This is a genomic window from Bradyrhizobium algeriense, assembly GCF_036924595.1.
In the GTDB taxonomy this organism is placed as follows: Bacteria; Pseudomonadota; Alphaproteobacteria; order Rhizobiales; family Xanthobacteraceae; genus Bradyrhizobium; species Bradyrhizobium algeriense.
The window spans coordinates 540,014-563,671 of sequence record NZ_JAZHRV010000001.1; the positions used below are offsets into that span (position 1 = coordinate 540,014).

21 protein-coding genes are annotated in these 23,658 nt (G+C 63.3%); 8 read left to right on the plus strand and 13 right to left on the minus strand.

Features of this window, described 5'->3' with window-relative positions:
* Window positions 1-329: 329 nt before the first annotated feature.
* Entirely contained in the window at window positions 330-1,031 is a 702-nt protein-coding gene (locus tag V1286_RS02625; RefSeq protein ID WP_334477382.1) for a MipA/OmpV family protein, read from the plus strand.
* Between the two features lie 8 nt (window positions 1,032-1,039).
* Entirely contained in the window at window positions 1,040-1,810 is a 771-nt protein-coding gene (locus V1286_RS02630) for a hypothetical protein (RefSeq protein ID WP_334477384.1), read from the plus strand.
* Between the two features lie 148 nt (window positions 1,811-1,958).
* On the opposite strand, the gene V1286_RS02635 is transcribed toward V1286_RS02630, so the two are convergent.
* Window positions 1,959-2,990 carry a YcjF family protein gene (locus V1286_RS02635; protein ID WP_334477386.1) on the minus strand — a complete coding sequence of 344 codons (1,032 nt, stop codon included), beginning with the start codon at window positions 2,988-2,990 and terminating at the stop codon, window positions 1,959-1,961.
* Entirely contained in the window at window positions 2,987-4,450 is a 1,464-nt protein-coding gene (locus V1286_RS02640; protein WP_334477387.1) for a YcjX family GTP-binding protein, read from the minus strand. The genes V1286_RS02635 and V1286_RS02640 overlap by 4 nt, the downstream gene beginning before the upstream one ends.
* 272 nt (window positions 4,451-4,722) lie before the next feature.
* Here V1286_RS02640 and trhA point away from each other — a divergent pair, with 272 nt between their 5' ends.
* On the plus strand, window positions 4,723-5,421 hold the full coding sequence (trhA, locus tag V1286_RS02645) for a PAQR family membrane homeostasis protein TrhA (protein ID WP_334477388.1): 699 nt from the start codon (window positions 4,723-4,725) through the stop codon (window positions 5,419-5,421).
* 27 nt (window positions 5,422-5,448) lie between these two features.
* The gene (locus V1286_RS02650) at window positions 5,449-6,243 is read left to right on the plus strand and encodes an SDR family oxidoreductase (RefSeq protein ID WP_334477390.1); all 795 of its coding nucleotides are present in this window, start codon (window positions 5,449-5,451) and stop codon (window positions 6,241-6,243) included.
* A 165-nt stretch (window positions 6,244-6,408) separates the two neighbouring features.
* Here V1286_RS02650 and V1286_RS02655 read toward each other — a convergent pair whose 3' ends face one another.
* Window positions 6,409-6,870 (minus strand): hypothetical protein, encoded by a 462-nt coding sequence (locus V1286_RS02655; RefSeq protein WP_334477391.1) that lies wholly within the window; start codon window positions 6,868-6,870, stop codon window positions 6,409-6,411.
* 120 nt (window positions 6,871-6,990) lie between these two features.
* On the opposite strand from V1286_RS02655, the gene V1286_RS02660 reads away from it, so the two are divergent.
* Window positions 6,991-7,611: a hypothetical protein gene (locus V1286_RS02660; RefSeq protein WP_334477392.1), complete on the plus strand. Its 621-nt coding sequence runs from the start codon at window positions 6,991-6,993 to the stop codon at window positions 7,609-7,611.
* A gap of 128 nt (window positions 7,612-7,739) precedes the next feature.
* Here the strand turns inward: V1286_RS02660 and mdlC are convergent, their stop codons facing one another.
* The 4 genes from mdlC to V1286_RS02680 all read right to left on the minus strand — a co-directional run bounded on the left by mdlC (window position 7,740) and on the right by V1286_RS02680 (window position 12,641).
* Window positions 7,740-9,362: a benzoylformate decarboxylase gene (gene mdlC / locus V1286_RS02665; protein ID WP_334477394.1), complete on the minus strand. Its 1,623-nt coding sequence runs from the start codon at window positions 9,360-9,362 to the stop codon at window positions 7,740-7,742.
* Window positions 9,363-9,482: 120 nt separating this feature from the next.
* Entirely contained in the window at window positions 9,483-10,337 is an 855-nt protein-coding gene (locus tag V1286_RS02670; protein WP_334477396.1) for an HTD2 family dehydratase, read from the minus strand.
* A complete protein-coding gene (locus tag V1286_RS02675) occupies window positions 10,334-11,464 on the minus strand; it encodes a CaiB/BaiF CoA transferase family protein (RefSeq protein WP_334477398.1) in 1,131 nt (376 codons plus the stop codon). Before V1286_RS02675 ends, V1286_RS02670 begins: the two co-directional genes overlap by 4 nt.
* A gap of 10 nt (window positions 11,465-11,474) precedes the next feature.
* Window positions 11,475-12,641, minus strand: coding sequence for an acyl-CoA dehydrogenase family protein (locus V1286_RS02680; protein WP_334477400.1), 1,167 nt, complete (start codon window positions 12,639-12,641; stop codon window positions 11,475-11,477).
* 127 nt (window positions 12,642-12,768) lie between these two features.
* Here V1286_RS02680 and V1286_RS02685 point away from each other — a divergent pair, with 127 nt between their 5' ends.
* Window positions 12,769-13,692: a LysR family transcriptional regulator gene (locus V1286_RS02685; RefSeq protein WP_334477401.1), complete on the plus strand. Its 924-nt coding sequence runs from the start codon at window positions 12,769-12,771 to the stop codon at window positions 13,690-13,692.
* 416 nt (window positions 13,693-14,108) lie between these two features.
* On the opposite strand, the gene V1286_RS02690 is transcribed toward V1286_RS02685, so the two are convergent.
* The 6 genes from V1286_RS02690 to V1286_RS02715 all read right to left on the minus strand — a co-directional run bounded on the left by V1286_RS02690 (window position 14,109) and on the right by V1286_RS02715 (window position 20,956).
* On the minus strand, window positions 14,109-15,749 hold the full coding sequence (locus V1286_RS02690; protein ID WP_334477402.1) for an acetolactate synthase large subunit: 1,641 nt from the start codon (window positions 15,747-15,749) through the stop codon (window positions 14,109-14,111).
* Window positions 15,746-16,291, minus strand: a complete 546-nt coding sequence (msrA, locus tag V1286_RS02695; RefSeq protein ID WP_334477403.1) for a peptide-methionine (S)-S-oxide reductase MsrA — start codon at window positions 16,289-16,291, stop codon at window positions 15,746-15,748. Before msrA ends, V1286_RS02690 begins: the two co-directional genes overlap by 4 nt.
* A 215-nt stretch (window positions 16,292-16,506) precedes the next feature.
* Window positions 16,507-17,706, minus strand: a complete 1,200-nt coding sequence (locus tag V1286_RS02700; protein WP_334477404.1) for an adenylate/guanylate cyclase domain-containing protein — start codon at window positions 17,704-17,706, stop codon at window positions 16,507-16,509.
* A 224-nt stretch (window positions 17,707-17,930) separates the two neighbouring features.
* Window positions 17,931-18,374, minus strand: coding sequence for a PaaI family thioesterase (locus tag V1286_RS02705; protein ID WP_334477406.1), 444 nt, complete (start codon window positions 18,372-18,374; stop codon window positions 17,931-17,933).
* Window positions 18,371-19,645, minus strand: a complete 1,275-nt coding sequence (locus V1286_RS02710) for a cytochrome P450 (protein ID WP_334477407.1) — start codon at window positions 19,643-19,645, stop codon at window positions 18,371-18,373. The genes V1286_RS02705 and V1286_RS02710 overlap by 4 nt, the downstream gene beginning before the upstream one ends.
* Window positions 19,646-19,684: 39 nt before the next feature.
* Window positions 19,685-20,956, minus strand: coding sequence for a cytochrome P450 (locus tag V1286_RS02715; RefSeq protein ID WP_334477409.1), 1,272 nt, complete (start codon window positions 20,954-20,956; stop codon window positions 19,685-19,687).
* Window positions 20,957-21,167: 211 nt separating this feature from the next.
* Between V1286_RS02715 and V1286_RS02720 the strand changes: the two genes are divergently transcribed.
* A complete protein-coding gene (locus V1286_RS02720; protein ID WP_334477411.1) occupies window positions 21,168-22,340 on the plus strand; it encodes an isovaleryl-CoA dehydrogenase in 1,173 nt (390 codons plus the stop codon).
* 146 nt (window positions 22,341-22,486) lie between these two features.
* On the plus strand, window positions 22,487-23,644 hold the full coding sequence (locus tag V1286_RS02725; protein WP_334477412.1) for a DUF898 family protein: 1,158 nt from the start codon (window positions 22,487-22,489) through the stop codon (window positions 23,642-23,644).
* Window positions 23,645-23,658: the final 14 nt, after the last annotated feature.

Genomic DNA, 23,658 nt, shown 5'->3' on the forward strand with positions numbered 1-23,658 from the left:
GTCTGCTGCTCGATTTCGTCATCGTTGGACGTCGCGGGCGGCAATCTTGGGGCAATGTTGGCCAGCGATTTGGAGCGGGCTCGAATCCACACCAGCTGGCCCTGACAAGAGGCCCGCCATCAGAGGCCCCTTTAATGAAGCATGCCATCGAAGCCGCCCTCCGCTTTCCCACAAGCGGAGCGCACCGAACTTTTTTCGCTACAACGCTCGCAGCCCTCAGCGCGACGGTGGCCGTCTTCGATCGCGCATCAGCCCAGACTGCATTCACGTTGCCGGCGCCCCCTTTTGAGCTGCCGTTGCTGCCGCCGGTGTCCGGAAACTGGACCGTCATGATCGGCGCAGAGGGCCGGTACAGGCCGGACTTTGTAGGAGCAAACCACAGCTTGTTCAGCCCGGTCCCGATCTTCTCCATCCGGCGCGCCGGTTCGGTAGATCAGTTTCGCAGCCCGCGCGACAACGCAAGCATCGCACTGATCGATTTCGGCGATCTGCGCGCGGGCCCTGCGGGCAAGTTCGTGTCGTCGCGAAAGGCAAGCAGCCATTCCGAGCTCTACGGTCTCGGCGACGTCAAGAGTGCGTTCGAGCTCGGCGGCTTCATCGAATATTTTCCTGTCGACTGGTTTCGCGTGCGCAACGAGACCCGCCAGGGCTTTGGCGGCCATCAGGGCGTCGTCTCCGACTTCTCGGCGGATTTCATCGTGCCGGTGACGCGGGCGATCACTGTTTCGGCCGGCCCGCGCTTCACATGGGAAAGCGCGAAGGCCGTCTCGCCCTATTTCAGCGTCGACGCCGTTCAAGCGATGGCGACGGGGCTTCCGGTGTTCGACGCCAAGGGCGGTGCACACTCGGTCGGCGTGGGCGCACAGGTGAAGTATCGGATCAATCCGCAATGGGAGGTGCATTCCTACGTCGAATACGATCGGCTGCTCGGCGACGCGGCAAAAAGCCCGCTCGTGACCGCGCGCGGGTCGGTGAACCAGACGACGGTCGGCATCGGCGCGTCCTACTCCTTCGACTTCAAGATCCGGTAGGGAACGCGATGAGCACCACCAGTCGATACGCTTGGACCGCGATGGTCATCCTCCTTTGTATCCCGATGGCCATCCTTCTTGTCCTGAGCAGCGGCGCTCATGCATTGTTCGAGACCCGGGACGCAAAGCTCAAGTCGGTCAAGACCGTCGGCATCGTTTCGGCGATCGGCGATCAATTCACTTTTGCAAAGGCGGGGCTCACCGGTCTCAACAACGGCCCTCGAACCGTGCCGATCGCCTCCTGGGGTCTCGACGACCTGATCGTGCAGCAGGTGGCGGAGGCGCTGAGCATCCGCTTCCAGGTGCAGCCGGTCACCTATCCGCGCGCCAGCTTCGCGACGACCCAGGAATCGGCGATTACCGCCGTCAATCTCGTTCGCGGCGATCGGTTCAAGAAGCTCGTTCAGACCGAAGTGTCCCCGCAAGGGCTCGACGCCTACATCGTCATCACCAAGGCCAAAGCCTATTTCGGCGGCGGCAACCGAAAGGTGGGAGGCGTGGGCCTGATCACTTACAGCACGGTTCTGGAATCATTCCGCCTACTCCATGCGCTTTACGAGATCAGAGTTGTCGACGGCAAGACGTTCGACATCATCGAAAAACTGGCCGCCGGGCCGCTCGACGAAGCATCGAGCGTCAGGCTCCCCGGCCCTAGCCTGGTGATCGACGCGAGTTTCGATGAGCGAGACGAGAACCTGCGTCGAGCGATCGTTGATCTCGTCATCCGCAGCCTTCCGAACACGCTGAGCGATATGCACCTGGTCAATCAGAAGCAGTAACGAGGAGAAATTGATTGAACACCACGGCTCTCAACCGGGCTCACACGGCGTTGCTGTTGGCGGCAAAGCCGGTCAACTCCGCGAGCGGCTGATGCCTGCGCGATCAATCAGTTGCCGAGCAACATGGCGTCCTTGGCGGAATCGAATCTCACTCCTCCCCGTCACGCTTGCGTAAGAGATCCTTAGCGAGATCGGCGAGGGCGGGCCGCGGCAATGCGGTGAACGGCAGCGGGCGCGTCACGTCGATCGCGGCTAACCCCAGCCGCGCGGTGAGCAGGCCGTTCAGCACGCCTTCGCCGAGCCGTTGCGAGAGTTTTGCGGCGATGCCGTGGCCGAGCATCTGCTGCACCAGGCTGTCGCCGACCGCCATGCCGCCGGTGATGGCGAGGTGGCCGATGACGTGGCGCAGCAGGCTGATCATGCCGAGCGTGCCGGGCCGGCCGCCATAGAGCCGCGCCAGTTGCCGGATCAGTCGCATCGCGGCGACGAACACGAACAGCACGTCGATCAGCGCGCGCGGACTGACGGCTGTCACCACCGAGACGCGTTGCGCGGCCGTGGAAACCAGCCGGCGCGCCTCTTCATCCAGCGGCGCCAACAATTCGCGCTCGGCGAGCTTGATCATGTCGGCGCCGTCGATGATGTCGTCGGCATGGCTCACCAGCGTGGCGCGCGCGCGGGCCAGTTGCGGGTTCTGATGCGCGAGCTTGAGCAGGTCGTTGACGACAGCACGGCTCTCGGCGCGGTCGTCGCTGCGCAGCACTTCAGCGGCGCGTTGGTGCAGCTTTTCGATCGCCGCCAGCCGCGCCAGCCCGAAGGCTTCGCGCCCGATTACAACCGCCAGCGCCAGCGCCGCGGCGGCCGCGAATGCCAGCGCGACGTAGCCCAATGTCTGGCTACGCGCAAACAGGTCCTCGATCAGGTTGACCATGCCAAGTCCGAGACCGAGCAGCACCAGCCCGCCGGCGGCAGACCAGAACAGCGTGCCCCAGCGAAAGCCGCGGCGTGCCGGGACACGCGGCGCATCGATCGGCACCGGCAGGGTCGCAGGATCGGCTTCGGGCGTGATGTGCACGGTGCCGCGCACAGGGCGTCCGGTTTCATCCGGGCCCATCACGGTCACGCCGGGATCGTCGAGCTTGAACGTCGCCGGCCGCCGGTGCGGCGTCTTCTCGCTCATTGCAGTCGGTCTCCGATCAGGAACTGGAGGGCGCGGTCAAGGCGGATGTGAGGCAGCGCGGGCTCGTCGCCGGCCGTGTGCTCCAGCAGCGGCGGCCGGAAGCGCAGGAAGCGGAAATCGGCGTGTTCGGAAGCGGTGCTGGAAAGGCCGCGAAAGCCGCCGTTGAACAGTTCTTCAGGGTCCGCAGGCAGGTCGCCTGGAAAGGTCGCGACTTCGGTCTCGCCATCGAAGGCCTCGCCATTGGCGCTCTCGCCGGGCGCGGGCGTGCCGATGATGGACGGCAGCTTTTCGCGGCCACGCGCGACCTGCGCCTCGCGGGTGGCGCGCACCGCCGATAGCGCGACCACGTCGATGGCAGCCCCCGCATATTCGGCACGCTCAGTCGCCTTGGCGACCGCCCGCCGCAGCACGGCTTCCAGCCGGTCATGGCTCTGGTGGTGCAGGTGATCGGCCTTGGTGGCTGCAAACAGAATGCGATCGATCCGGGGACGAAAAAGGCTGCTCAGGATCGTGCTGCGGCCGATGCGGAAGCAATCGAGAATGCCCGACAGCGCGGCTTCGAGGTCGTGCAGCGCTTCCGGCCCGGCATTGAAGGCTGCGAGCGCATCGACCAGCACGATCTGGCGGTCGAGGCGGGAAAAATGATCGCGGAAGAACGGGCGCACCACGACATCCTTGTAGGCCTCGTAACGCCGGCGCATCATCGCCCACAGCGAGCCGTCGGGCGCGCTGCCGTCGGCTCCGACATCGAGCGGCGCGAAGGTCAGCGCCGGCGAGCCTGCGAGATTACCCGGCATCAGGAAGCGCCCGGGCGGCAGCAGGCTCATTGCAAAACGTTCGTCGCGGCAGGCGCGCAAGTAATCCGTGAACAATTTCGCCGCGGCGAGTGCCGCCTGTTCGTTCTCGCGGCCCTCTGCATCAAGCGTCTTCAGGTGCACGTGCCACGGCGCGGCGAGTTTCGCGCGCGGGCCCTCGCGCGACAGCGCAAGACTCTCGGCCGACCATTGCTCGAAACTCTTGTTGAGCAGCGGGAGATCCAGCAGCCATTCGCCGGGGTAATCGACGATGTCGATGGTAAGCGTGCGGTCGGCGCCATTCTGCCGCTGGTAGTCAATGACGAGGCGCAGTTCGCTGATATCAGTGGTCGAACTCGGCCAGCACCGCTCCTCGATCAGGGTCCGGACATGGTTCTCATAATCGAAGCGCGGCACCGCATCGTCCGGCTGCGGCTCCAGCCGGGCGCGGGCGATCCGGCCCGTGGCATAGGGCTCGAAGACCGGAAACCTGCCGCCGCGGGTCAGGCCGTGGATCAATGCCGTGATGAACACGGTCTTGCCGGCGCGCGACAGGCCTGTGACGCCGAGCCGCACGGTGGGATTGAAGAAGCTGTCGCCGTAGTCCAGCAGCGCCCGCGCCGACAGGCGCGCTTCCTCGACGATGTCTGAAAAACTGGGGGCCATGCGGGCGTGGAAGGCTCGAAAGAAGCGTTGGTGGGCGATGTCAGGAAAGTGGCGATTGGCGGGTCAAAATCAAGCGTCCGTGATCGCCTGAGGACGGGGTCCTCGGGGATATCCGGCCGTCACCGGCAGCACGAAAATGCCACGGCGGTGGAATACTGGCATCATTCGCGAAAGCGAAGGATGACGGCCTTCAGGGCGGTGGCGTTGAACGGCTCGTTGACCTCGGAAGACCCACGTCTTAATCGCTCCCTCACCAGCTTCGGTGGACCTGCATGACCATATTCAGACTGAAACAATTCGCCTCGACATCCTTCCATGCGGCGGCCGACGCCATGCACTGGAACTACGACCGCGCCGAGCTGATCGCCGATGGCGTCGTGCATATCGTAGGCGTCTGTCTGGGGCTTGTCGCCGCCACCGCGCTGATCGTGCTGACTGCTGTCTATGCCAGCGGGTTCGAGGTTGCGGTGGTATCGGTCTACGTCGTGGGCCTGCTCGCGATGCTGACATTGTCGGCGGTCTATAATCTCTGGCCGGTGTCGCGCGCCAAATGGGTGCTGCGCCGCTTCGATCATTCGGCGATCTATCTCTTGATCGCCGCCACCTATACGCCGTTCATCGTGACGCTGAAGGAGAGCTATCTCGCGATATCGATGCTGATCGGGGTGTGGTGCGTTGCGATCGGCGGCGTGGTGTTGAAGCTGGCGTTGCCGGGGCGATACGATCGATTGGCCGTTGGGCTCTATCTCGCGCTGGGCTGGAGCGGCGTGATGCTCGGCGATGCCGTGATGAAGGCGGTGCCGCCGCTGGCGCTGGGCTTCGTGGTGGCGGGCGGCGTGCTCTATAGCCTCGGCGTGATCTTCCATGCCTGGCAGCGGCTGCGCTTCCAGAACGCGATCTGGCATGGCTTCGTCTTGCTCGGCGCGGCGTGCCATTATACGGCTATTCTCGATATGATGATCTTGACGTAAAATCATAATAAACGGGAGGAGCGGGCCATGCAGGTGACGGGCAAAGTCGTGGTTGTCACCGGTGGCGGCAACGGCATCGGGAAGGCGATGTGCGAGGCCTTCCATCGCGCAGGCGCGGCCAAGGTTGTTGTCGCCGATATCGATCCCGATGGCGCGCGCGCCGTTGCCACCCCGATCGGTGGGGCGGCCTTCAAATGCGATGTCGGAAAGGAGAAGGACGTCCATCACGTCATCGAGGAGACCGAGCATCAATTCGGCCCGATCGCGCTGTTCTGCTCCAATGCCGGCATCGGCGGCGGCTTCGATCCATTGTCGGTCAACGCCGGCGGAAACTCCGACGAACCGTGGCAGCGAAGCTGGGCCGTTCATGTCATGGCCCATGTCTATGCGGCGCGGCACCTGATCCCGCGCATGAAGGCGCGCGGCGGCGGCTATTTCCTCAACACGATTTCGGCGGCGGGCTTGCTGTCGCAGGTCGGCAGCCCGGCCTATTCGACCACCAAGCATGCGGCGGTCGGCTTTGCCGAGAATCTTGCGATCTCGCACAAGGCCGACAACATCAAGGTATCGATCCTGTGCCCGCAGGGCGTCGACACCAACATGCTGCGCTCGATTCCGAAAGGCCCGCAATCCGGCGACGGCGATCTTTCGCCGGAACAGGTGGCGCAGGACGTGCTGAAGGGACTGGAAGAGGAAACCTTTGTGATCCTGCCGCACCCCCAGGTGCTCGGCTACATGCGCAAGAAGACCGAGAATTATGACCGCTGGATCGCAGGCATGGCGAAGATCCAGGCGAAGATGCGGGAAAGTTACGGGAAGTGAGAACGTAGCCCGGATGGAGCTCTCCCCGTCATTGCGAGCGAAGCGAAGCAATCCATAGCGCAGCACCCGGAAGCATGGATTGCTTCGTCGCTTCGCTCCCTTGCGCAAACGCTTCGCGTTTGTCGCAGGCAATGACAGAGGAGAGAATTTCGCGTCACACCTCTCTTACTGGCACCTGTGCATCTGGCCGTCTTCCAGGCGGACCATTGTGCCGGGCTGGCAGATGATGCCGTTGCGCGCCGCGTAGTCCTGGCTCCATACGCCCGGGCCGCCGTAATAGGCGCCGCCATAATAGGCTTGGGGGGCGCCGCCGCCGGCATAGGGGGCGCCGCCGCCGTAATAGGCGTAGGGACCGCCGCCGGCATAGTAAGCCGCCGTCGTTCCGGCTGCGACGGCACCGGCGCCCACCGCGGCCGCACCGGCCGCATTGGCCGCGGCCCGCCGCGCCTGCCGCCGGGTAACGCGCGGGGTCGATGGATCGGCCGCCGCTGGATCACCCACCTGTGCCTGCGCGCGCTCGATCGACAGCGAAACGCCCTTTTGTTCGCTCCAGTCAAACGAAAGCATGGTCGCGCATGCCAAGACGGAGACTGCGAGGGCAACTTTTCCGAGACTTGTCTTACTCATGACGTTCACTCCAGGGTTGCCCCATACCGAATTCTCGTGCGAGCGTAGAGGGCCGTCAAGTGGTGCCGCGTGCGGAACTTGCAGACGAATTGTCGAGCCTTTGAATCAAGCAGGGGTTTCATGAGCTGGCGTGCCTGGCCATTCGGAAAAGCTCCACCGGCGCCGGATGCTCCGCATGCGCTGCTGGCTGACATCGAGAAACAGGGCAAACAATATCTCGACGACGTCGATAACGGAAAATGGGTCTATCCGGCCTGCAAGCGGGCGTCGTCGGATGCCGGCGCCGACGAGGAGCAGATCTGCAACCACACGCGGCTGGAAGCCGTGCGCTATCTGCTGACGGTGCCGCGGGGCGAATTCAGGCTGCTCGCCGAGCCGGATTCACAACCGGCGATACTGGACGGTTATCTTCGCCAGTTGCCGCACGATGAAACGGTGATCGAATTCACCGGCAACACGATGAGCGATCTGGCGATCGCCGTCATCGCCGGATTCAACTGGCTCAATCATTGCGCCGGCCTTGCCGGGGCCGACCGCAGGAAGTTTTCCGGAACGCTCAACCACTTTCGAAGGGTTGCGATGTCGGCTCAGAAATGGTGGGAGATGAAGGGCGCCAAAGAGCGCTACGCGCAACTGTTGCAGGCGCAGCAGGAGCCGCCGCTGTTTCTGTATCTGGTCTGGGCGGATTATGGCCGGCTTGCGGACGAAATCGCCGCGGCGCGGGCCGCGCGGCGGGTTTAGCTCTTGCGTGTAGAGTAGCAATCTCTCCCCGTCATTGCGAGCGAAGCGAAGCAATCCATACTTTCTTCGCGGATGGATGGATTGCTTCGTCGCTTCGCTCCTCGCAATGACGAGGATAAAATCGCGTTTCAATTCTTCTGCGCGTAGAGCAGCGGCACGGCGGAATCGACCATCACCTCGATCAGGCTGGTGCCGTCATGCGACAGCCCGTGCTCAAGCGCGCCTGCGAGTTCGGATGATTTCGTCACCCGCACGGCGTGGCAGCCCATGCCTTCGGCGAGTTTGACGAAATCGATGCCCGGCAGTTCGAGGCCCGGCACGTTGCGCACCTGCATTACCTGGCTGAACGAACGCATCGCGCCATAGCCGGCGTTGTTGATGACGACGACCGTGAGCGGCAGCTTGCGTTGCGCCGCGGTCCACAGCGCCTGGATCGAATACATCGCCGAGCCGTCGCCGATCAGGCAGACGGTGCGTGTCGCCGGTCGTCCCAGCGCCATGCCGACGGCGGCGGGCAGGCTGTAGCCGAGACCGCCGCTCGACATAGTGTAAAAGCTGTCCTGGCCGCGCATCGGCATAAATTTTTGTATCGCCGGCCGATGCGAGGGCGCTTCCTCCATCAGCACCGCATCGGCGGGCATGGCTTGCGACAGCGAATGCAGCAGGAATTCGACCGGAAGCGGATCGGCGGCTGATGGCGCGGGCGACAGCGTGCGACCTGTCGGCATCGCGCGCGTGGATTCCGGAAGCAGGTCGAGCAGCGTTGCCAGCGCCGGCTTCATGGTCGCGATGATGCTGGCGCCGGATGGCGTGACGGCAGCGGCATCCGGATCGTCGGTAATCTGGAAGATCGTGGTCGCGCCATCGAAGATCGCGGCATGGCCCTCGACATGGAAGGTGAACACCGGCGCGCCGATCACCACCACGAGGTCATGCTCGCGCAGCGCCTCCGACAGCTGTCCCGGCGAGGCGTGCAGGAAACCTGCGAACTGCGGATGACGTTCCGGGAATGAGCAGCGCGCCGAAAATGGGCTGACCCAGACCGCCGCCTTCGTCTTCTCCGCGACCTGCACCATCAGGTCGACGGCCGCCGCGCGATCGACGCCAGGGCCGACGACGAGGGCAGGGCGCTTGCTCGCCGACAGCGCGACAACCAGCGCCTTCATCGCTTCCGGATCGGGGCCGAGTTCGCGGCTGACGCGGCGGGCTTCGATCGGCTGCGTCGGGCGCGTCCAGTCGTCGATCGGGATCGAGACAAAGGTCGGCCCGCACGGCGGCTGCATCGCGACGTAATAGGCCCGCGCGATCGCCGCCGGCACGTCTTCGGCGCGCGCCGGCTCGACGCTGTATTTGACATAGGGCCGCGGAAACTCGGAAGCGCGCTCGGCGTAGAGAAAGGCCTGCAGCGGCAGGATCGAGCGCGCCTGCTGCCCGGCGGTGATTACCAGCGGGGTTTGGTTGCGATGGGCGGTGTAGATATTGCCGAGCGCATTGCCGACGCCGGCGCCGGAATGCAAATTGACGAAGCCGGCGTTGCGGGTCGCCTGCGCGTAACCATCAGCCATGCCGACGACGGAAGCTTCCTGCAGGCCGAGCACGTAGTCGATATCATCGGGCCAGTCGCTGAGGAATGGCAGTTCGGTCGAGCCGGGATTGCCGAACACGCGCTTGATGCCGAACGCGCGGAGCAGGCCGAAGGTGGCGTCCTTGACGGTGGTGGTGGCGGGTTTGGCTGGTTTGCGGGACGACATTAGGTGACTCCCAACTTGATCTAGCGTTCCGTCATTGCGAGGCGCGAAGCAACGAAGCAATCCATACTTCCCGCACGGAGGTATGGATTGCTTCGCTTCGCTCGCAATGACGGTGAAAAATCACCACGTCGCCGTGCCCTTCATCGTGGGCTGCCCTTCGGCATTTGCGATCCACAGTTCCATGCCGGCGCTGGTTTCGTTGCCGTTGATCGTAAACTCGCCGCCCTCGAACAGCGGCTGCACGCCGCGATAGCTGAACTTTTTCGGCGCGCTGTCGCCGTGAAGTCTTGCGGCGAATTCGACGATCAGCGCCGCCTGCAGCGGGCCGTGGAAGATCAGGCCGGGATAGCCCTCGACCCTGGTGACGTAGTCGCGGTCGTAATGGATGCGATGGCCGTTGAAGGTCAGCGCCGAGTAGCGAAACAGCAGCACGGGATCGCTGACATGGCTTTCGCGATGTTTTGCGACCGGCGGCGGCGGAGGCGCCTTGGCTGATGCGACTGGCGCCGCGCCGCCCATGTCGCGATAGACGATGTCCTGCCGTTCGCGGATCGCAACCCCGCGCGGCGTCGTGATCGTGTGTTCGACGGAGACGAAGCAGAGCACGCCGGTGGAGCCGGTCTTCATCGTCACGTCTGAAATGCGGGAGACTCGCGTCGATTCATCGCCGACGCGCAGGGGCTCGATGAATTCGATTTCGCCGCCGGCCCACATCCGGCGCGGCAGCGGCACCGGCGGGAGAAAACCGCCGCGGGTCGGGTGGCCGTCGGGGCCGAGCTGCGACATCGGAAACACCGGCTGCGCCAGGCACCAATGCGTGGTCCACGGCGCGGCGTCGCCTGTCTTCGGCTCGCCGATGTCCTGGAACAGCGTCGCGCGCAGGCCCTTCACAAGCTGTGCGGTGACAATGTCTGACGCTTCCGTGCTGCGGCCGATCCACTGGCGCAGATGGTCGAGGTTCAGAGCTGCTGTCATGATTGGCGGCTCCTGATACGCGGAGCTGTGGGAATTTCGACATGGTCGCCGATCCCTGGCACGGCACCATAGTGCCGCTCCTCGCCAATGAAGATCGCGGCCGGCGCGGCATAGCTCACCTTGCCGTTCGGCGTATCGACCTCGATCCGGCGAAGATGCGGATGCACGGCGAGGTCGGCCATCGTGTTCACTTCGGCGAACGCGATATCGGCGTCCGCGAGGCGCTTCAGCAGATCGACGCGCGTCATGGTCGCAAAACTGTCAGCCACCGTCTTGTCGGTGAGCGAGCGGTTGCGCACGCGCTCGACCATGTTGGCAAACCTGGGATCGTTGGGCAGGTCGGGTTGATCCAAGACTTCCGCGCAAAGCTTCTTCCATTCGCGCTCGCTCTGGATCGAGATCAAAATGCCCTTGCCATCCCTGGAATTGAACACGCCATAGGGCGCGATCGAGGGATGGGCCAGCGCCATCCGCTTCGGCGGATTGCCGGCTTCCGAATTGATCAGCGGCACCGCCATCCAGTCGGCCATCACGTCGAACATCGAGATCCGGATGTCGGCGCCCTTGCCGGTGCGTCCGCGCGCGATCAGCGCTTCGAGGATCGATGCATGCGCGGTGGCGCCGGTCGCGATATCGACCACCGATATGCCGACCCGCGACGGGCCTTCGGGGCCGCCGGTGATCGAGGCAAGGCCACTCTCGGCCTGGATCAGGAGATCGTAAGCCTTGCGATCGGCATAGGGGCCGTCGTCGCCATAGCCCGAGATGGTGCAGCAGATCAGCGCCGGATAATCCTTTCGAAGCCGCTTCAGCGAGAAGCCGAGCTTGTCCATCGAGCCGGGCTTGAGGTTTTGCAGCAAGACATCAGCGCTCGCGATCAGCTCTTCGAGCGCGGCGCGGCCTTCCTTGGTGGCGAGATCGATCACCACGGAATTCTTGCCGCGGTTGAGCCAGACGAAATAGCTGCTCTGGCCTTTTGCGGCGGCGTCATAGCCGCGGGCGAAATCGCCCTCGGGGCGTTCGACCTTGACGACATGCGCGCCGGCGTCCGCCAGCCTGGAACTGCAGAACGGTGCCGCGACCGCCTGTTCGACGGAGACGACAATCAATCCTTCCAATGGCAGCATCGTATCTCACTCAGTAGGAGCGGGGCAGGCCGAGCACGTGCTCGGCGACGTAGGACAAGATCAGATTGGTCGAGATCGGCGCAACTTGATACAGCCGCGTTTCGCGGAACTTGCGCTCGACGTCGTATTCCTCGGCAAAGCCGAACCCGCCATGGGTCTGCACGCAGGCATTGGCCGCTTCCCAGGAGGCATCCGCCGCCAGCATCTTGGCCATGTTGGCCTCGGCGCCGCAATCGAGCCCTGCCTCATATTTGCGGGTGGCTTCCTTCACCATCAGTTCGGCCGCGCGCATCGCGGCGTAGGCCTTCGCGATCGGGAACTGGATGCCCTGGTTCTGGCCGATCGGCCGGCCGAACACGGCGCGCTCCTTGGCGTAGGCGGTGGCTTTCGCGATGAACCATTTGGCGTCGCCGATGCATTCGGCCGCAATGAGGATGCGCTCGGCGTTCATGCCTGACAGGATGTAGCGAAAGCCCTTGCCTTCATCGCCGACCAGGTTCTCGGCTGGAACCCGCATGTCGGTGAAGAACACTTCGGTGGTGGCGTGGTTCATCATGGTGCGGATCGGGCGGATTTCGAGGCCGTTGCCCTTGGCCTCGCGCATGTCGACGATGAACACCGACAGCCCGTCGGTTCGCTTCTTCGCCTGTTCTTTCGGCGTGGTGCGCGCGAGCAGGATCATCAGGTCGGAATGTTCGGCGCGGCTGGTCCAGATCTTCTGGCCGTTGACGATGTAGTGGTCGCCGTCACGCTTGGCGACGGTCTTCAGCGAGGAGGTGTCGGTGCCGCTGGTCGGCTCGGTGACGCCGAAGGCCTGCAGCCGCAATTTGCCGCTGGCGATGCCCGGCAGATACTTTGCTTTCTGGGCGTCGTTGCCGTGCCGCAGCACGGTGCCCATCGTGTACATCTGGGCGTGGCAGCCGCCGCCGTTGCACCCCGCCCGCTGGATCTCCTCCAGGATCGCCGCCGCCGCCGAAAGCTTCAGCCCGGAGCCGCCATATTCCTCGGGGATCAAGACCGAGAGGTAACCGGCCTCCGTCAGCGCGTCGACGAACTCCTTCGGGTACGCCATCTGGCGGTCCAGCTTGCGCCAGTATTCGCCGGGGAACTGGGCGCAGAGCTTTGCGACGGCGTCGCGGATGTCGTGGAATTCGTCTTGTTGTTCTTGTGCGGTCATTTGATTTTCTGGCGATGGATGCGGGTTGATGTCAATTGCCGAGGTGGCGGGCCGTTGTGAAATCGCGGCCGGTCTCCTATGCTGAATTGTTATAGCGTATGAACCTGCCTTCGAAGATTGGCAAGCGATGGATATCAGGCAGCTCAGGACCTTCAGTTGCGTGGCGGAGCTCGGCAGCCTCAGCAAAGCCTCCGATACGCTGCGGGTGGCGCAGCCGGCGCTGAGCCGCCAGATCAAGCTGCTCGAGCATGAATTGCGGGCCGAGCTCTTTACGCGGAACGGTCGCGGTATGGTGCTGACCGATGCCGGCCGCCTGCTGCTGGCGCGGACGGCGGGCATCGTCCGGCAGATCGACCAGGTGCGCGACGAGATCCAGTCCGCCGGCGGTCCACCGTCGGGCCGCGTGGTGCTCGGGCTGGTGCCGACCGTGAGCTGCGTGATTTCGGCGCGGCTCGCCCGGCGCACCGTCGACAGATATCCGGGCATTTCGCTCTGCATCGTCGAAAGCTACAGCGGGCATCTGATGGAATGGCTGCACCGCGGCGAGATGGATCTGGCGCTGATCTACGGGCCGTCGAGCGACTTGCATCTCACCGTGCAAAGTCTTGGCCGCGATCCCATCGTCGCCGTGGGGCCGCGCGGCAGCGGGTTGTCGCAAAAGAAGCAGGTCGATATCGGCTGGCTGCTCAAACAGCGCCTCGTGCTGCCGAGTCATTCGCACGGCCTCCGGGCGCTGATCGAGCAGGCGGCGGCGAAGAAGAAACTGAAGCTCGACGTCAAGCTGGAAGCGGATTCGTTTCGGGTGCTGACCAGCCTGGTCGAGGAAGGGTTGGGATACACGCTGTTGCCACCTTCCTCGGTGCGCCACGAAGTGGCCAGCGGCCGGCTGGAAACAGCTGCGATCGCAAAACCGTCGCCGATGCGCGAACTGACCCTTGCTTCTCCCATCGATCATCCCGGCTCGACTGCCATCACGCTTGTGACCGAGCTGCTCCGCGACGAACTCACCGCCTGCCGCGAAGAAGGCCTCTGGGACATCAGGCTCGCCTGAGCCGATGTAAGGGCCTGCGGACTGGCTTAGAACAAAACGATCCAGCCGGGCATTCTCATCTGGCTACAGCAGTCATGCCGCAATTGTATAGGGCGGGGCTGGGCTTGCCGCCGAACCTGACTTCGCATCTTGCGTTGGCTCCCGACACGAGGTGTGCCTCTGCAAGAGGACAGATCCAGCCAAGGCATCCTGCTCGATGAAAAATCGCAGGAGTTACCGAAGAATAAAGAGCGGGCCCAGACAGCACGGCATTGATAGAAATCTGCGGACGGCGCGCAAGCCAAGCGAGAGGACAAGCAATGGCCAAGAGCTTTCCGGATAGCCGTATCATGGCCGGGCTCGGTCGCCTGGGGAGCGAGACGACCCGCACCACGCCACGGGTAAATGCCGCGACGTGGCGACCGACGCAGGGCCATTCACTTGGCCTGGACTACCGCGTGTAACTCGTTGACGAGCACGCGCATGTTCTCACTGTAGTCGATGGGCACCACGACGAGATGCACGCCGCCTTCCTCGAAGGCAGCTTCCAGCATGGTCGAGAGTTCGGAGGCCTTGCCAACGCGGGAGCCCTTGGCGCCGTATGACTTCGCATAGGCAACGAAATCAGGGTTGCCGAATTCGAGGCCGAAGTCCGGAAACGTATCGACTTCCTGTTTCCAGCGGATCATGCCGTAGGCGCGATCCTCAAGCACGAGCACGACGAGGTTCAGCTTGAGCCGCACCGCCGTTTCCAGCTCCTGCGAATTCATCATGAAGCCGCCGTCGCCGCAGACGGCGAGCACGCGCCTGTCCGGATGGATCAGCGACGCTGCGATCGCCGACGGAAGACCCGCACCCATGGTCGCAAGCGCGTTGTCGAGCAGCAGCGTGTTGGCGACGCTGGTGCGATAGTTGCGGGCGAACCAGATCTTGTACATGCCGTTGTCGAGGGCAACGATGCCGTCCGGCGGGATGACCTGGCGGACGTCGTGCACGATGCGCTGCGGCGTCAGCGGAAACCGATCCTCCGTCGACCGCTCGGCGAGGTGGGCTAGGATTCCTTCCCGCAAACCCAGCAATGTCTGACCATTGGGGAGCTTGCCTTCGAGGCGATCGGCCAGGCATGCGAGGCTCGCGCCGACGTCTCCGACGATCTCCGCCTGCGGGAAGTATACCTGTTCCACCGTCGCCGGCGTGGCGCCGACATGGATAACCTGCGGCCCATCATGGCCCATCAGGAAAGGCGGCTTCTCGACGGTGTCGTGGCCGATCGAAATAATGAGATCGGCCTGGTCGATGGCCTCGTGAACCCAATCCCGCTCCGACAGCGCGGCCGTGCCCATATAGAGGTTGGAGCCGGCATTGACCGCGCCCTTCCCCATCTGGGTGTTGAAGAATGGAATCCTGCAGCGTCGCACGAACGCCGACAGCGGCTCGGCGAGTTGCGGGCGGCTCGCCGCGGCGCCCAGCATGACGAGCGGCCTGTGGGCAGCCATGATCATGGCTGCGGCGCGTTCGATGGCCACGGCAGGCGCGACCGGAAGCTCGACGATATGCGGGGGAATGATTTCGGCCGCGGCTTCGTCGGCCGCGATGTCCTCGGGCAGTTCGAGATGCACGGGGCCCGGCCGCTCCTGCTGCGCGACCCGGAAGGCGTCGCGAACCAGGGTCGGAATACTCTGCGCGGAGACGATCTGGGTCGCCATCTTGGTGAGTGGCCGCATGGTCGCGACGATGTCAACGATTTGGAAGCGCGCCTGACGGCTGCTCCGGATCGCCTTCTGTCCTGTGATCATGACCATCGGCATCGCGCCCAGATGCGCGTAGGCCGCGGCCGTCGTCAAATTGAGCGCACCGGGACCCAGCGTCGTCAGGCAGACGCCCGCGCGCCCGGTGAGACGTCCGTAAGTGGCCGCCATGAAGCCGGCGGCCTGTTCGTGCCGCGTCAGCACCAGCTTGATCTTCGAGCGCCGTAGCGATTCCAGCACATCGAGATTCTCCTCGCCGGGAATGGCGAAGATGTACCCGACACCCTCGTTCTCAAGGGCGGCCACCAGCAGATCGGAGGCTTTTGTCATGCGGCCGAAACTCCGCTCGGGCCTGTTGCAGCTTTCTCCGCCCGATGCGGCAGCGTCCATTCCGGCCGAATGAAGTGACAGGTGTAGCCGTCAGGATATTTTTCCAGATAATCCTGATGCTCGGGCTCGGCCTCCCAGAACGGTCCGGCAGGGGCCAACTCGGTGACAACCTTGCCCGGCCAAAGGCCGGAAGCATCGACATCGGCGATGGTGTCTTCCGCGATCCGCTTCTGCGCGTCGCTGGTAAAGAAGATGGCCGACCGATAGCTCGCGCCCCGGTCGTTGCCCTGGCGGTTCAGCGTCGAGGGATCATGGATCTGGAAAAAGAACTCCAGCAGCTTGCGATAGCTGATGGTCTGCGGATCGAAGGTGATCTCAATGGCTTCGGCGTGATTGCCGTGGTTACGATAGGTCGCGTTTGGCACCTCGCCGCCGGTGTAGCCCACCCTGGTCGAAATCACGCCGGGATACCGGCGTAGCAGATCCTGCATCCCCCAGAAGCAACCGCCGGCCAGGACTGCGCGTTCCGCCGAAACTGTCATGTCTGTTCTCCCTGGTTTGCTGCTGTCGTCCGTCCCCAGCTCTATCAAGGTCGCATATTGAGGCCGAACGATGCAAAAGCGCAAATATCAATGAAACCTCTGGTTTGCCGAAAAATCGCGGACGAGAAATCACCGAAACCGACATTCGCTGATAGTAGTCGTTTGACGAGTTCGATCCCTTGGGAGCGGCTCGGCATCTGACGACAGATCGGCATTCAGCCGTGATACGCAAACAGCTCGATCGGGTCGTTGAAGCCGCGCACCGGATGTTCGCCGACGCGTTCGAGATCGAAATCGCGTTCGACGAAGTCGGCGAACGCGCGGGACAGTAGCACGGTTCTGCCCAATTGTTTGGTGAGGGTTTCGAGACGCGAAGCCATGTTGACCGCAGGACCGATGACGGTGAAGTCAAGCCGGGTGCGCGACCCGATATTGCCATACATGACGTCTCCGACGTGAACGCCGATGCCGTAATTCAGCGGCGCACGACCGGTTTCGCCGTTCTTTTCGTTCAGGGCAACCATGGCCTGACGGGCCTCAGTCACGGCGTGCAGCAGATTTGCGCAGGCCTGCGGCTGGCTGAGCGGAAAAATGGCGAGCAGGCCGTCGCCGATGAATTTCAGAATTTCTCCGCCATGTCGCGCAATCGGCTCCGACATCGCGTCGAAATAGCCGTTCAAGAGATCAATGACGTCATCGCGCGGCCAGTTGTCGGAAATCCGGGTGAAATCACGTAAGTCGCAGATCATGATGGCGGCGCGTACTGTCGTTCCGCTTCCGCGCCTGGTGGCGCCGGCCAGGATCAACTCGCCGGCATGCGACCCGACATAGGTTTCCAGCAGCGTTCGCGCCAGCCGGTTCTTCATGCGGATTTCGCTGACCAGCGCCAGAACCGGCAACAGTTTTAACAGGCGGGCAATATGCGCGTCGTCGAAACCACCGGGCCGGTCGGTTGCAAAGGTCACGATATGCCGCTTGCCGAGCGTATGGTACAGCGGCCACGCCACATAGTCGGTCAGGCCTTTCGCCCGCATCTCGTCATAGACGGCGTGCTGGCGGCCGAGCGAGGGATCGCGTTCGAGATTCTCGCGCACCTCGGCGGCACCATCAAGGATTTCGTTGGCGGGACTACCGATGTATTCGGATCGCTCCCTGACATCGTAATCGACTCTCGCAAGCTCGGCCTCGCGCATCCCGTCGGCCCAAATGATCCGGGCGCCAAGCCATTGCGGATGGTAGATCAGGAGATGAAGCGTCGCCCGCTTGACGGGAATGCCCGCTCGCTGGAGCCGGACACACAGCTCGGCGAAAATATTGTCAATGAAGCGCTCATCGCGCGTGTCGTTTGTCAGCCAGTGCACGACGTCGCTGTCGGAATGCGCGGGGACGGGATCGATGTTTGGCGGCGCGTTCATATCTTGCTCCCGGGCAGTGACCTTGATCGACGGTACGGGATATGTCGTGTCCCTGCTCGACGGCGTCAATGGCGTCCGCCGCAGCCTGTTTGCGCGCATCTGGCACGGGGTTAACGCCACGAGTCTCTGATCCGAACACAGGCGAACCCGCCAGGCGCATCAATCGCCAGGCGGGTCATTCCTGGCCTCGACGGACGTCCGCCGACCATTCAGGATTTACGGGGTCACGCCCGGAGCTCGCCCGGCAGATCCATGGCGCGCATCGTGGCGGTGCCGAATGCGCAGAGTGTCTCGGACGTCTGGCTCTTGGAGAAGACCTCGACGGTGGCAACGCCGATCGACCCCGACATCTTCAGGGTTTTGGCGCGGGCGATAAGCTCGATGCCGTCGGCAGGGCTGAGGAAGTTGACCTTGATCTCGACGGTGACGCCGATCTTGCCCCTGGGCAGGCTTGACGTGATAGCGATCCCGGCGGCGTGATCGGCCAGGGCCGTGATGATGCCGCCGTGAAAATGGCCGAAGAACTGCAGGAGGTCGTCGCGGCGCGCCAAAGCGATTTCGGCGTGCCCGGGCTTGATGGCCACGATGCGGAAGCCCGCCGCGCCCATGAAGCCCTTGGCGTTGATCGCCTCCGCGAGCTCAGGCGGATTGAGGTCGCTGCCGCTCACGCGGGAATGCGGACCGGCAGCTGCTCAATGCCGCGCACGAAGGAGGAATAGACCCGCTTCGGCTCGCCGACCACTTCGATGCGGTCGAAGCGCTTGAGCATTTCCTGCCACACGATCTTGAGCTGCAGCTCGGCGAGCCGCATGCCGACGCAGCGGTGAATGCCGAAGCCGAACGACAGATGGGTGCGCGGGCGGGCGCGGTCGATGATGAACTCGTCGGGACGTTCGATGCCTTCCTCGTCGCGGTTGCCCGAGACGTACCACATCACGACGCGGTCGCCCTTGCTGATCTTCTTGCCGCCGATCTCGGTGTCGACCAGCGCGGTGCGGCGCATATGGGCGAGCGGCGTCTGCCAGCGGATCACTTCCGGCACCATGGAATCGATCAGGGCCGGATTGTCGCGCAGCTTCTGGTATTGATCCGGGTGCTCATTCAGCGCCAGCACCGAGCCGCTCATGGTGTTGCGGGTGGTGTCGTTGCCGCCGACGATCAACAGGATGATGTTGCCCATCAGATTGTCGGGATCCATGTGCCGCGTCGCATCGCTGTGCGCCATCATCGACAGCAAGTCGTTGCGCGGCGGCGCGTTGACGCGCTCGTTCCAGAGCTTTGAGAAATAGGCGTAGCACTCGTCCATCTCCTGGCGCCGCTGCTCGGGCGATTCCACGACGCCGCTCTTGGGCAGCGCGGTCGAGACGTCGGACCAGCGCGTCAGCTTGCGCCGCTCCTCCCAGGGGAAATCGAACAACGTCGCCAGCATCTGCGTGGTCAGTTCGATCGAGACGCGCTCGACGAAGTTGAAGGTCTCGTTGCGCGGCAAATTGTCCAGCACCTTTTGCGAGCGCTCGCGGATCAGTTTTGCCAGCTCATCCAGATGCGTCGGTGTGAACATCGGCGACACCGTCTTGCGCTGCGCCGAATGCCGCGGCTGATCCATCGCGATGAAGCTCGGATAGTCATAGCCGGGCGGCACGTCGCGGATCGAGATGCCGCCGAGTGTCGAGTCGGAAGAGAACATGCCGTGGTTGGTATCGACATGCATGATGTCGTTGTACTTGGTGACCGACCAATACGGCTCGATCGGCGAGTTGGTGCAGTAATGCACCGGCTCTTCCTTGCGCAGCCGCTCGAACCACGGCCACAGCGTGTCGTTCTGGAATAGCCTTGGCGCACCGGGATGAAAATCCCTGAGCGGCGTCGAATAGGCCTCTTCACGCGCGGCGCGCAGAAGCTCTTTCTTGTCGGCTCTGATGGCGGTCTGGACGTTCATTTTTCGATCATCCCGGGTGATGGGGCCAAGTGCCAAGGTTTAGCCGGCGATCCGGACCGGCAGGGTCTCGTAGCCTTTGACAAAACTCGAATACACCCGCTTGGGTTCGGCGACCACCTCAATATTCTCGAATCGCTTGAGAATCTCTTCCCAGATAATCTTTAGTTGTAGCTCGGCCAGCCGGATTCCGACGCAACGGTGGATGCCAAAGCCGAAGGAAACGTGGGTGCGCGGCCGGGCACGGTCGATGATGAAGTCATAGGGACGTTCGATCACGTCCTCGTCGCGGTTGCCCGAGACGTACCACATCACGACCTTGTCACCCTTCTTGATCTGTTTGCCGCGGAACTCGATGTCAGCGAGTGCGGTGCGGCGCATGTGGGCCAGCGGCGTCTGCCAGCGGATCACTTCCGGCACGAAACTGTCGATCAGCTCCGGATTGTCGCGCAGCTTGCGATACTGGTCCGGATTCTTGTTCAGTGCGTAGATGCTGCCCGACAGCGTGTTGCGGGTGGTGTCGTTGCCGCCGACGATCAGCAGGATCAGATTGCCGAGGAAGTTCTTCGGGTCCATGTCGCGCGTAGCATCGCTATGCGCCATCATCGACAGCAGGTCGCTCTTCGGCGGCTGGCTGATACGCTCCTTCCAGAGGCGGGCGAAATAGGTCGCGCATTCCATCAGTTCGGCCTGGCGTTCTTCCTCTGACGCGACGAGGCCGCCGGGGCCGGGAAGGGTGGTGGCGATATCGGACCAGCGCGTCAGCTTGCGGCGGTCTTCCCAGGGGAAGTCGAACAGCACCGCGAGCATCTGCGTGGTGAGCTCGATCGAAACCTGGTCGACCCAGTCGAACACCTCGTTCTTTGGAAGGTTGTCAAGGCATTCGGCGGAGCGCTTGCGGATGTTGATCGCAAGCTGATCGAGATGGGTCGGCGTGAACATCGGCGCCACCGTCTTGCGCTGCGCGGAATGGCGCGGCTGGTCCATGGCGATGAAGCTTTCGCGGCGCAGGTCCGGCGCGATGTCGCGGATGGTGATGCCGCCGAGCGAGGCCGCCGACGAGAACACCGCGTGGTTGGTCTCGATGTCCATGATGTCGTTGTATTTGGTCACCGACCAATACGGCCCGAACATGCTGTCCTTGCAGTAGTGCACCGGGTCTTCCCGGCGCAGCCGGTCGAAATACGGCCAGAACGAGTCGGTCTTGAACAGCTCCGGATGGCTGACGTCGAAATCACCGAGCGGAATCGACTGAGCCCGCTCGCGCGCGGCACGCAGATGGGAATCTCCGGCGAGATCGATGGTTCCGTGCATGAGCACCTCCCTGACTGTTCCCCCGCCGAAGCATGCCGGAGGGGTGATGTTTTACCCTATTACATCCCGAGCCGTGCGCCGGCGCAAGGACGAGTTGGGTGCATTTGGCCGCATCGACACCGGCCCGGGCGCGGGCCATTCGCCTCGTGACAAGCGCATTTCCGAAGATTAAGTCTGTTTGAAACAACGTTTAATTCGCCGGGAGGCGACCATGATCCCCAACGCCCATCGGATGTTCAACTTCGATCTCGGCGAGACCGCGGATGCGATCCGCGAGACGGTACATGCGTTTTCGCAGAACGAAATCGCGCCGCGCGCCGCCGAAATCGACCGCAGCAACCAGTTTCCGCGCGACCTCTGGCCCAAAATAGGATCGCTCGGCCTGCATGGGATTACGGTCGAGGAGGAGTATGGCGGCACGGGCTTAGGTTATCTCGAGCACTGCATTGCGGTAGAGGAAATGTCGCGGGCGTCAGCCTCGGTCGGCCTGTCGTATGGGGCGCATTCCAACCTCTGCGTCAACCAGATCCGCCGCAACGGCAGCGAGGCACAGAAGCGCAAATACCTGCCAAAACTGATCTCGGGCGAACACGTCGGCTCGCTGGCGATGTCGGAGCCCGGCGCCGGCTCTGACGTGGTGTCGATGAAGACCCGCGCCGACAAGAAGGGCGACCGCTTTGTGCTCAACGGCAACAAGATGTGGATCACCAACGGCCCGCAGGCCGATACGCTGGTGGTCTACGCCAAGACCAATCCCGAGGCCGGCCCGCGCGGCATGACCGCCTTCATCGTCGAAAAGGGCATGAAGGGATTTTCCACCGCGCAAAAGCTCGACAAGCTTGGCATGCGCGGCTCCGACACCTGCGAACTCGTGTTCGAGGATTGCGAAGTCCCGGAAGAGAACGTGCTCAGCGAGGTCGGCCGCGGCGTCAACGTGCTGATGTCCGGCCTCGACTACGAGCGCGCGGTGCTGGCGGCGGGGCCGATCGGCATCATGCAGGCCTGCATGGACGTCGTGCTGCCTTACGTGCACGAGCGCAAGCAGTTCGGCGAGCCGATCGGCACGTTTCAACTGGTGCAGGGCAAGATCGCCGACATGTACACCACGATGAACGCGTCACGCGCCTATGTGTACGCGGTGGCAAAGGCCTGCGACCGCAGCGAGACCACGCGCGAGGACGCGGCCGGCGCGATTCTGTACGCGGCGGAAAAAGCCACCCAATGCGCGCTCGACGCCATCCAGCTGCTCGGCGGCAACGGCTATATCAACGACTATCCGACAGGCCGGCTGCTGCGCGACGCCAAACTCTACGAGATCGGCGCCGGCACCAGCGAAATCCGCCGCATGCTGATCGGGCGGGAATTGTTCGAGAAAACGGCGTAGAGCACCGGTTCTGGTTGAATCAGAACCGGAGCTCTCGATTCCTGATTATCCAATTCGTTCGAAAACGCTCCACGTGTGGGACCTGGGTCACACATCCGCCGACAAATTTGTGGTCTGATCCGGCACCCTCGCGCCGGAGTTGAACCATGAACGAGATGAGCTGGCCCCCGCAGGTGCCGCCACCGCCGCCTTCACCGGTGCCGCCGCCGATGCCGGTGGCGTTTTCCGGCAAACGCGGCGAGTTCTTCGATCTGGCCAAGCGCGGTGCGGCGTTGGAGCTCGTCACTCTCGGCTTCTATCGGTTCTGGCTTCTCACCGACATCCGCCGCCATCTCTGGTCCAACACGCTGGTCGATGGCGATGCCGCCGAATATACCGGCCGCGGCAAGGAGCTGCTGATCGGATTCCTGGTCGCGCTCGCGATCCTGGTGCCGATCTATCTCGGTTATTTTCTCATCGGCCTTGAGGCCGAGCATTATCAGGCGTTCGCCAGCATTCCGCTGATCGCCTTCTTCTATCTGTTCGGGCAGTTTGCGATCTACCGCGCGCGGCGCTACCGCCTGACGCGAACGGTATGGCGCGGCGTGCGCTTCTGGATGACCGGCTCGGGCTGGCTCTATGCCTTGCAGGCCTCGCTGTGGGGCCTGCTGATGATCCTCACGCTCGGGCTGATCCTGCCATGGCGGGCAGCGGCACTCGAACGCTACAAGATGCGCCATTCCCATTACGGCGACCTGCAGGGCAGTTTTGAGGGGCGCGGCTGGGAGTTCTTCAAGCGCGGCTGGTGGCTGTGGCTGCTCACCCCGATCGCACTCTATATCAGCCCGATCGCCCCCTTTGTTTACGCAGGCTACAAGGCCATCGAATGGCGCTGGTGGCTGTCCGGCATCCGGTTCGGCGGCGTGCATGTGGAATCGTCGCTGCCGAAGAGCGCATTGATCGGGCTGTACTGGAAAGTGATCGGCTGGATGGCCCTGCTCGGGCTTGTCTTCGCAGTCTATCTGGCCCTGTGCGCGGTGCTGGTCGCCAGCATGAGCGGCGCGGGATTGATGGAGTTTTTCAAGACGCCGGAATCGATGAGGAGCATTCCGCTGCTGGTGCTGGCTGGTCTGGGCTATCTGGTATTCGCGATGGCGCTCAATGTGGTGATGCGGGTCTATCTGACGCGTGATCTCTGGGTGACCGTGTTGGGTTCGGTCAATATCAGCGGTATCGAGGCTGCCGCCAATGTTGCGGCGCGGGGCGATCTGGCCAACGCGCTCGGCGAAGGGTTTGCCGACGGTCTCGATGTCGGCGGATTCTAACCGTAAGGCGTGAT

Bases quoted from the DNA above. Each gene is read 5' to 3' on its own strand.
- V1286_RS02625 (WP_334477382.1), top strand. From the start codon at position 330: ATGATCGGCGCAGAGGGCCGGTACAGGCCGGACTTTGTAGGAGCAAAC.
- V1286_RS02630 (WP_334477384.1), top strand. From the start codon at position 1,040: ATGAGCACCACCAGTCGATACGCTTGGACCGCGATGGTCATCCTCCTT.
- V1286_RS02635 (WP_334477386.1), bottom strand. From the start codon at position 2,990: ATGAGCGAGAAGACGCCGCACCGGCGGCCGGCGACGTTCAAGCTCGAC.
- V1286_RS02640 (WP_334477387.1), bottom strand. From the start codon at position 4,450: ATGGCCCCCAGTTTTTCAGACATCGTCGAGGAAGCGCGCCTGTCGGCG.
- trhA (WP_334477388.1), top strand. From the start codon at position 4,723: ATGACCATATTCAGACTGAAACAATTCGCCTCGACATCCTTCCATGCG.
- V1286_RS02650 (WP_334477390.1), top strand. From the start codon at position 5,449: ATGCAGGTGACGGGCAAAGTCGTGGTTGTCACCGGTGGCGGCAACGGC.
- V1286_RS02655 (WP_334477391.1), bottom strand. From the start codon at position 6,870: ATGAGTAAGACAAGTCTCGGAAAAGTTGCCCTCGCAGTCTCCGTCTTG.
- V1286_RS02660 (WP_334477392.1), top strand. From the start codon at position 6,991: ATGAGCTGGCGTGCCTGGCCATTCGGAAAAGCTCCACCGGCGCCGGAT.
- mdlC (WP_334477394.1), bottom strand. From the start codon at position 9,362: ATGTCGTCCCGCAAACCAGCCAAACCCGCCACCACCACCGTCAAGGAC.
- V1286_RS02670 (WP_334477396.1), bottom strand. From the start codon at position 10,337: ATGACAGCAGCTCTGAACCTCGACCATCTGCGCCAGTGGATCGGCCGC.
- V1286_RS02675 (WP_334477398.1), bottom strand. From the start codon at position 11,464: ATGCTGCCATTGGAAGGATTGATTGTCGTCTCCGTCGAACAGGCGGTC.
- V1286_RS02680 (WP_334477400.1), bottom strand. From the start codon at position 12,641: ATGACCGCACAAGAACAACAAGACGAATTCCACGACATCCGCGACGCC.
- V1286_RS02685 (WP_334477401.1), top strand. From the start codon at position 12,769: ATGGATATCAGGCAGCTCAGGACCTTCAGTTGCGTGGCGGAGCTCGGC.
- V1286_RS02690 (WP_334477402.1), bottom strand. From the start codon at position 15,749: ATGACAAAAGCCTCCGATCTGCTGGTGGCCGCCCTTGAGAACGAGGGT.
- msrA (WP_334477403.1), bottom strand. From the start codon at position 16,291: ATGACAGTTTCGGCGGAACGCGCAGTCCTGGCCGGCGGTTGCTTCTGG.
- V1286_RS02700 (WP_334477404.1), bottom strand. From the start codon at position 17,706: ATGAACGCGCCGCCAAACATCGATCCCGTCCCCGCGCATTCCGACAGC.
- V1286_RS02710 (WP_334477407.1), bottom strand. From the start codon at position 19,645: ATGAACGTCCAGACCGCCATCAGAGCCGACAAGAAAGAGCTTCTGCGC.
- V1286_RS02715 (WP_334477409.1), bottom strand. From the start codon at position 20,956: ATGCACGGAACCATCGATCTCGCCGGAGATTCCCATCTGCGTGCCGCG.
- V1286_RS02720 (WP_334477411.1), top strand. From the start codon at position 21,168: ATGATCCCCAACGCCCATCGGATGTTCAACTTCGATCTCGGCGAGACC.
- V1286_RS02725 (WP_334477412.1), top strand. From the start codon at position 22,487: ATGAACGAGATGAGCTGGCCCCCGCAGGTGCCGCCACCGCCGCCTTCA.